At 54.0% G+C, this 7,380-nt stretch carries 8 protein-coding genes and 1 pseudogene; all 9 read right to left on the bottom strand.

The window, feature by feature from the left end; genetic code table 11:
* A pseudogene (locus DW677_RS16600) lies at positions 1-47 on the bottom strand (hypothetical protein); the annotation flags it as partial.
* A gap of 107 nt (positions 48-154) precedes the next feature.
* The gene (locus tag DW677_RS16590) at positions 155-1,819 is read right to left on the bottom strand and encodes a recombinase family protein (protein WP_117567843.1); all 1,665 of its coding nucleotides are present in this window, start codon (positions 1,817-1,819) and stop codon (positions 155-157) included.
* A 5-nt stretch (positions 1,820-1,824) separates the two neighbouring features.
* Complete coding sequence (locus DW677_RS16585) at positions 1,825-2,022, bottom strand: hypothetical protein (RefSeq protein ID WP_055271298.1); 198 nt, start codon at positions 2,020-2,022, stop codon at positions 1,825-1,827.
* A gap of 253 nt (positions 2,023-2,275) precedes the next feature.
* Positions 2,276-3,574, bottom strand: coding sequence for a virulence-associated E family protein (locus DW677_RS16580; protein ID WP_117567842.1), 1,299 nt, complete (start codon positions 3,572-3,574; stop codon positions 2,276-2,278).
* Positions 3,575-3,587: 13 nt separating this feature from the next.
* The gene (locus DW677_RS16575; protein ID WP_181968387.1) at positions 3,588-4,232 is read right to left on the bottom strand and encodes a CHC2 zinc finger domain-containing protein; all 645 of its coding nucleotides are present in this window, start codon (positions 4,230-4,232) and stop codon (positions 3,588-3,590) included.
* 71 nt (positions 4,233-4,303) lie between these two features.
* The gene (gene mobQ / locus DW677_RS16570; protein ID WP_117567841.1) at positions 4,304-5,893 is read right to left on the bottom strand and encodes a MobQ family relaxase; all 1,590 of its coding nucleotides are present in this window, start codon (positions 5,891-5,893) and stop codon (positions 4,304-4,306) included.
* Between the two features lie 156 nt (positions 5,894-6,049).
* The gene (locus DW677_RS18945; RefSeq protein ID WP_242992213.1) at positions 6,050-6,457 is read right to left on the bottom strand and encodes a DUF6019 family protein; all 408 of its coding nucleotides are present in this window, start codon (positions 6,455-6,457) and stop codon (positions 6,050-6,052) included.
* Between the two features lie 128 nt (positions 6,458-6,585).
* On the bottom strand, positions 6,586-6,882 hold the full coding sequence (locus DW677_RS16560; RefSeq protein WP_002594808.1) for a DUF3847 domain-containing protein: 297 nt from the start codon (positions 6,880-6,882) through the stop codon (positions 6,586-6,588).
* Entirely contained in the window at positions 6,875-7,216 is a 342-nt protein-coding gene (locus tag DW677_RS16555) for a DeoR family transcriptional regulator (RefSeq protein ID WP_003020305.1), read from the bottom strand. Before DW677_RS16555 ends, DW677_RS16560 begins: the two co-directional genes overlap by 8 nt.
* Positions 7,217-7,380 lie beyond the last annotated feature (164 nt).

Raw genomic sequence — 7,380 nt, 5'->3', positions numbered from 1 at the left:
AGAGGGATAAGCTGAAGGCCGATCAGAACGACACCGCCGCCGGCCATGAGCTGTTTTATCCCCAAATAGGTGTAGAAAAACGGCTCGATGGCGGGCGGCGGCGTGTCAAGAAATATCTATGGAGTTTTTTAAGAACCGCCCCGGCGGGGGCAGGTCATGCCGTGACCTGCTCCACCTCCGGGATGGGTTTGAGACTGAAATGAATTTCGATAGAAATGTGTCTTGTCTTATCGCTGTCTATGCTCTCATGGACAACGATTTCTTTAATCAGGCGGTTTAAGGTGGCGGCGTCCAGTTCCGTAATGTCGGCGTATTCCTGAATGGCTTCCACCCATTGGCGGGCGTCACACGCAAGCCGGATTTCATCGGCCAGCTTCTTCCGGCCTTCCGTGACCTTTGCCTTCAACTCGGCCTGTTCCGCCTGCGTCTTTTCCATCAGCAGATTGAAGTTCGCTTCGCTGATACGCCCGGCAACCATGTCCTCATACAGCCGCAGCACCATCTTTTCCAGAACGTCAATCCGTTCCTCGTCTTTGGTTAGGGAACGCTCCAACGCTTCCCGCTGGCCTTTCTGCTCGGCTTCGCAGGTGTCGGTCAGCTTCCCGGCAACGGCTTCCCCGTCCATCAGGGCGGCTCTGGCGCACTCCCGGATTTTGTTCAGCACAAGGCTGTAAAGGGTGTCGTACTCAACCCGGTGCTGGGTACAGTGCTGCTTGCCGTAGGCATTGTAGGTCTTACAGGAATAAATCTGCTTCGGGTGCTTGTCGTTGGTGTAGCGGATCGTCAGTGACTTCCCGCACTCGCCGCACTTGATAAGCCCCGCAAACAGGCTGATTTCCCCGGTCTGGCGGGGGCGCTGCCGGGATTTCAGCTTGCGCTGCACGATGTCAAAGGTCTTGCGGTCAACAAGCGGCTCATGCTGGTTCTCCACCACAATCCAGTCCTCCGGCTTTTTCTCCCCGATGGTGCCGATTTTGAAGCGGTATTCCTTCTTCTGGGAAGCGATAGCGCCGGTGTAGACAGGGTTCATCAGGATGTCCTTAATCACGGAGAAGTCCCACATATACCGCCCGTTTACCGGGTCTTTCTTTTCCCACTTGGTTGACACGTTCCGAAAGCCCCTCACCCGGTTCCAGTAGGTCGGGCATGGGATTTTTTCTTCTTCCAGCCTGCGCCGGATGTAGTTGGGGCCGTGTCCTTCCAGCGCCCACGTAAACAGACGCCGGACAATGGGAGCCGTTTCCTCATCAATCAGCAGATGGTTTTTGTCCTCCGGGTCTTTCCGGTAGCCGAAGGGGGCAAGGCAGCCGGTAAACTGGCCTTTCTGCGCTTTCAGCAGATAAGAGGAATGAACCTTCTTGGAAATATCCTTGCTGTACATCTCGTTGAGGATGTTCTTGAACGGCGCTATGTCGTTGTTGTCCCGCATGGTGTCGATACCGTCATTCATGGCGATATACCGCACTCCGTTGCGGGGGAAGAAATCTTCAATCAGGAAGCCGGTCTGCAAGTAATTCCTACCCAGTCTGGACAGGTCTTTCGTGACCACAAGGTTTATCTGCCTGCGCTCGATGGCTTTCAACATCCGTTTCAGGTCGGGGCGCTCCATGTTCAGCCCCGTGTAGCCATCGTCCTGATAGACTGCAACAACCTCCCATCCCTGCTTTTCGCAGTAGGTTTCCAGCATAGCCCGCTGGTTTGCGATACTGGCGCTCTCCCCGTCAAGGTCATCGTCCTTGGAAAGCCTGCAATAGATAGCCGCCCGGAAGCTGCCTGCCAGTATTGCGTCTACGCCTGCATATTCAAATCCGTTCATCATAACCGTTACCCGCACAATCCAGACGGAACACGGTCACTCTGAACCTTGTCTTTATTATACTCTAAATCTTGCTTTTTCGCAAGATATTCTTTATCATTTCTCTGGCTGTATTTCTGTGCAATCAGGCTCACGAAAACGTCCGTAGCGTCCAGTTCGCCGTCAAATACCGTTGTGACATGGATTTCAGTTTTGCTTTTTGCCATAGGCAGTTACCTCCATAAATGAAATAAGCCAGACAGGAGAGGGTCGGCAACGAAGTCCGGCAACGGGCTTCAAAAAACCTCGAAAACAATCTCTGTCTGGCGGTTGGGTTATTTATTACTTTTTCTTTTATTTTTCTGTTGCTTTGGTTGTCAGAGGGAAGAAAAGCCCGCAGTTACGGGCTTTTTCCCGGCAACCGGCCCGGCAACGGGATAGCAACGGGGTCGGCAACCGGCTGTGATTTCCCCGGATTTTTCAGAAGGGAAGCTCCATCTGCTCCGTGACTTCCACAAATCCGTCCGGCGTTTTTTCACGCCCGTTGTCAGCGCCCGTTGCCGGGGCTTCCCGTTCCCAGCCCTTCTGTCTGCCGTATCCCTCAAATATCCGCGGATTGGAGAAATACTTCCATCCCGTGATACCGTGGTTCATAATGTCGTTGACTTCCCGGATTTCCCACTGTTTCGGCTCGTCAAAGGGGTGGTTTAAGGCTTCCTTGAAAAGCTGCTTGGAGCATACGGCGCTGCCGGTGTAGCGGTCAAGGTACGCCTGTATCATCCCGGCCTTGGTGTCCTCCGGCATAAAATCCCGCTGGTGTTCTTTGAGGTACTGTATCATTTCGGGGGTAAAAGACAGCTTGAAATCGCCGCTTTTGTAGGTTGTCATGGCTTCCGCCCATACCTGTTCCAGATAGGCTCTGGAAGCGGCTTCATCGTCCAAAATGTGTACCTCGGCCTGTCCGGGGTAGACCATGACCGGCAGGAAGCGCCGGTTCCCGGAACGGTCAAGGGGCAGGAAGTCCAGCGCATTGGAAGTCCCGCCGAACACACATTGCCGCAGCCTGTCCTCCGGGTGGGTTTCGTAGGGGATTTTATAGACCTCCTTCTGGCGGCTTAAAAATGACTTGATTTCCTCTATGCTCTTGGCGTTGGCGGTGGCAATCATCTCCGACATCTCGATTATCCAGTGGCCTTGTAGCTTCCGGTACACGTTATCATCGTCCAGCTTCCGCAAATCATCGGAAAACCACTCGTCCTTTACGGCCAGCAGCCGGAAGAAGGTGGATTTCCCGGCTCCCTGGCCGCCTACCAGACAGAGCATGACCTCAAACTTACAGCCGGGGCAGAAAGCCCGGTGGATGGCTCCCAGCAGGAACAGCCGCAGGGAATGGTAAGTGAAGTTGTCCGTGTCGGCTCCCAGAAAATGCCGCAGGCAGTAGCGGATACGCTCTTTCCCGTCCCAGACAAGGCCGTTCAGGTAGTCCCGGATGGGATGGTAGCTGTTGGCGTCTGCGGCCAGATCAGCGGCGTCTGCTATCTTTTTCTCGCTTGTCAGGCCGTAGGTATCTTCCAGATACAGCCGGATATATTTCATGTCCGTGTCGGTCATGGCCTTGCTGCCGGTTCTGCGTTTCCTACCGATGGGCTTTAGAAGGTCAATACGCTCGGTCAGGAGATTTTTCGCAACCGCTCCGGAAAGGACGGGGTCATACTGGAACACGGTCAGGCAGTTGTGGATACTGTTCCGCACGCCGCCTTTCTCGGTGCTTTCCAGCATGGCTTTGACTTCCTCAACGCTCCGGGGCGGGGGTGCGGTTTCGATGGTTTCCGTCACGGCCTGCCGCAGTTCGGGCGGCAAGGTCTGCCATTCTCCGCTCAAGGTTCCTCACTTCCTTTCCGTAGCTGGCAATCAGGGCGGCACGTTCACCCATATCGGAGAACAGCAGCACATCCAGCAGATATTCCACATGGGATTGTTTCTGCAAGGCTTCCACGAAAAGCGGGTGCCATTCTTCCTCCGGTGTCTTGGGGGCATAGTCCCGCTTCCAGCGGCGCAGCAGATTGTGATAGTCGGACAGTACCCGGAAACAGTGGCGTTCCATGCGCTTGAATTGCTGCTCCGGGCTTTCCTGCCGGGGCTGGGGGCAGCGGCTCCTGCTTGGCGGCTCCTTATCCTCATAGGGGATGGAGAAATCCTGCGCCAGCATGAGGGCGGCTTCCTTGGGGCTGACGTTTTCCAGACGGGAAACAAAGTCAATCACATCCCCGTCTGCCTGACAGCCGAAGCAATGGAAGCGCCGGTCAACCTTCATGCTGGGGTTTTTATCGTCATGGAAGGGGCAGGCACACATCCCGCTTCTTCCTACCCGGATACCGTAATGCTCGGCGGCCTGCCGGGTGGTAACAGACTGCTTCACGGCTTCAAATACGTTCAATAGGCAAATCCTCCTGAAAATAGAAAAAGCGCCTGTCATTCTCACGGGGAAAATGGCAAGCGCCTGATTGGTTAAAGTTCCATATCCTGTTTTTGCTGGCGGCGGGGCTGCTGGCGTTTCCGTTCTTCCCGCTGCTTCACGCCCTCTATCTTCCAGCTTAATTGTTCGTTGATTGACGGTTTCTTTCCCGGCTCCGCCACGGCTCGGCGCTGCTCCGGCGGCAGCACATGGTTTATCCAGTTCCGCACATCCCGCAGCAGCTTCATGTCCTCCTGAACCACCTGCAATCCCTCATTCTTTTCAGACAGTTCCCCGGAAAGCTGCTTCCGTTCCTCGTTTAGTTTCCTTTTGTCGTAGGGCAATTCATCATGATGGGCTTTGAAGAAACGATTGGCGGCAAGGTAGGCGTCCAGTTCTTCCCGGTGTTCGGCGGCAAATTTCTCCTTCCGGGTTTTCCAGCCGATGGAAGCGTATTTCTTGTAAACCTCTTTGTAGGCTCCGTGGTTGGCAAGATGGGAAAGCGTGGTATCAATGGCCTTTATCCGGCGTTCCGATTTTCTGATGTCGGTCTTTGCGGAAAGTATCTCCCCACTGACCTTATCCAGATAGGCGTCAAGACTCTCCACGGTGGAAATCTCTTTCTGCCGCAGGAAGTCAAGGGCTTCCATGACCTTGTTGAAATCTCCAACAGTGCCTTTCAGCTTCCCCTTGGAAGTCCAGCCGGTGCGTTCCTCACTCCGCATATCCAGATACCGGGAAAGCAGTTCGGGGATGGTCGGCTCCTTTGCCTGTTCCAGTGCTTCCAGCAGCGCCGCCTTTTTCTCTTTCAGGCCGGACAGCCAGCCCTTTAAGCTGCGTACCATCTGCCGGATAGACTGCATGAGGGAATTGGCGGCTTTGATGTCCCGGTTCAGGTTGCCGATGTTGGTCTGTATGCCTTTCTTCTCCAACTGGCTGACCGCTGGCCCCATGTGGACGGTGGGGATTTTATCAATCCCCTGTCGGGCATAGGAGCGAAGGTCAAGGCGCTCCGGGCTGCCGATAGCTTCCAGATAGCGGTTCGCCGTGTCAGCCCAGCCCTGCCGCCATATCTCGGCGTACTTCTGGTCGTTCCAGTCCACGGTATCCTCCTTGTGGCTTTTCCATCTGCCGGACGCAAGCCGGATACGCTCGCCGTTCTCGTCAAGGTCGTAGACCTTCCGGCTTTTGGGGAGCCATTTCCCGGTTTCGTCCATCGCCCGCATGGTAAGAAGGATGTGGGCGTGGGGATTGCCGTCCCCCTTGTCATGGATGGCAAAGTCGGCAATCATGCCTTTGGAAACAAAAAACTCCCGGCAGTAGTCCCGGATAAGGTCGGCGTACTGTTCCGGGGGAAGTTCCCTCGGTATGGCAAGCACAAATCTCCGGGCAAGCTGGGAGTTCCATTGTTTCTCGATGGCTTCGGCGGCGTTCCACAAGGTATTCCGGTCTGCGTACTCCGGCGGGGCGTGGGGCGGCAGCATGATTTCGGTGTGGACGATTTCGCTTTTATGGGAATAGTATTTCTGCTTCTGGTCGTATTCGGAAAACAGCCGTTCCCCGCTCTGGTAGGCGGCAGACGCAACGGCTGACTGGCGCTTGCTGCGCTGGATGATTTTCACATCAAAGTGCGGGCATGGCAAGTATTGTCCTCCTTTCTCCCGGCGTCCGGGCATAAAAAGAGCAGGGAACCTGTTTCAAGATTTCCTGCTCGGTGGTGCCGCCGGTGGGCGGCTGGTATTCGGTTTTGAAAGTTCGGGTCAGGATGGCCCGATGATAATAGGCTGATAAATGGGAAGTTATTTATTATCTGCATTTTCTTCCAATAATGTTTCAAGTTCCAAATCTTCTGTGAGTTTTTTACCAGTTATATCTTTATAAGCTTCTTTTATCCCATTTTTTACAGACCACTTGATAATAAAATATAATGCAATCAGTATAATAATTGCTGTACCAGCACTGATTCCCAATTCTTGAAACATCCTAATTACCTCCATAAATGTACGATTTGTCGCTGGCTCTATTATACTATGACCAGCCACTTTTGGGAATAGAAGAATTGTAAACTTGCTGGACGGGAACAGCTTGCAGCGCAAGGTGTTTCCGGGCGGCAAGTCCACAAAGGGGTAGCTGGCGGCAGCCAGCGCAGGGGAAGTGTAGCTTCCCCTGTGATGATTGACAGGAGCCGGAACGCTGCGGGCAATCATCCGCTTTCCGCAGGGCGCATGACGTCCAGTGGACGTCAGCTCTGCGCCGACCGGAGCGGAAGCGGAGACGCCCCCGGCAGGGCGCAACACACTACCTTCAGGTGGTGTATAGTTGCGCCCTTAGTAAACTAAGGGGTTTCCGGCTTCTCCCGTTCCAGCAGTTTCTTCAATAGTTCCTGCGTGTCCTGCCTGTGAAAAATGAGTTTCAACAACAGCATGACATCATCGTCTGTCAGGCGTTCCGGCTCTTGCAGAAAACTTTCCAGCATACCGCCACGGGTACAGAGCCGGTGTGTCCGTTCCTTTCGGGTAAGCTGCTTTAACTGGTGCTGCAATGCCTTTTCATCATTGATGGCTTTCCGCAGTTTCTTTTCGCTTTTCTCCAGCTCCCGGTTGAGCTTTTCCAGCTTTGAGGTATCAGGCAAGGGCGGCGTCCTCCTTTCCCGGTATCAGCACATAAATCCTATTCGGTTCTCCCACGCCCTGACGCACCCGCATGATAAGTCCGGCGGTTTCCAGTTCATTCAAAGAACGCTTGACCGTCATGGGGCTGCGGGACAGGACTGCGGCAATGGCTGTAACAGGGAAGCAAACAAACAGGATTCCGTTCTCGTCCTCCTGCCCTTTGGAGAGCATAGCGTCCAACATCCGGCAGTACATAACCTTTGCGGTGCTGCTAACTGGAAACCCTGTCAACGCTCTGGGAAATGGCATACATGGCGGCAATGGTGTGTCTATCGTCATAAATTCAAAATTCATTCTGTGTGTTCCTCCTTTTTCTTTGCTCGTTTGGATAAATAACGGGGGCAGTCAATCACAACCGCCCGGAAGCTCTGCTTGCACCCATGCTGGCATTTCCGGCATAATTCGTTGTAAGTGACACGCCCCCGGTCATTGAGGTAAAAGGAAAGCTCATACTTCCT

The sequence above is a fragment of the Clostridium sp. AM25-23AC genome (assembly GCF_003435125.1).
Lineage (GTDB): Bacteria > Bacillota > Clostridia > Lachnospirales > Lachnospiraceae > Pilosibacter > Pilosibacter fragilis.
The sequence above is the reverse complement of the archived record's forward strand: the minus strand, read 5'-3'. Positions and strand labels throughout refer to the sequence as shown.

Excerpts from the sequence above, each read along its gene's own strand:
- DW677_RS18945 (WP_242992213.1), bottom strand. The coding sequence starts at position 6,457 with ATGATTGCCCGCAGCGTTCCGGCTCCTGTCAATCATCACAGGGGAAGC.
- DW677_RS16555 (WP_003020305.1), bottom strand. The coding sequence starts at position 7,216 with ATGAATTTTGAATTTATGACGATAGACACACCATTGCCGCCATGTATG.
- DW677_RS16590 (WP_117567843.1), bottom strand. The coding sequence starts at position 1,819 with ATGATGAACGGATTTGAATATGCAGGCGTAGACGCAATACTGGCAGGC.
- DW677_RS16585 (WP_055271298.1), bottom strand. The coding sequence starts at position 2,022 with ATGGCAAAAAGCAAAACTGAAATCCATGTCACAACGGTATTTGACGGC.
- DW677_RS16580 (WP_117567842.1), bottom strand. The coding sequence starts at position 3,574 with ATGCTGGAAAGCACCGAGAAAGGCGGCGTGCGGAACAGTATCCACAAC.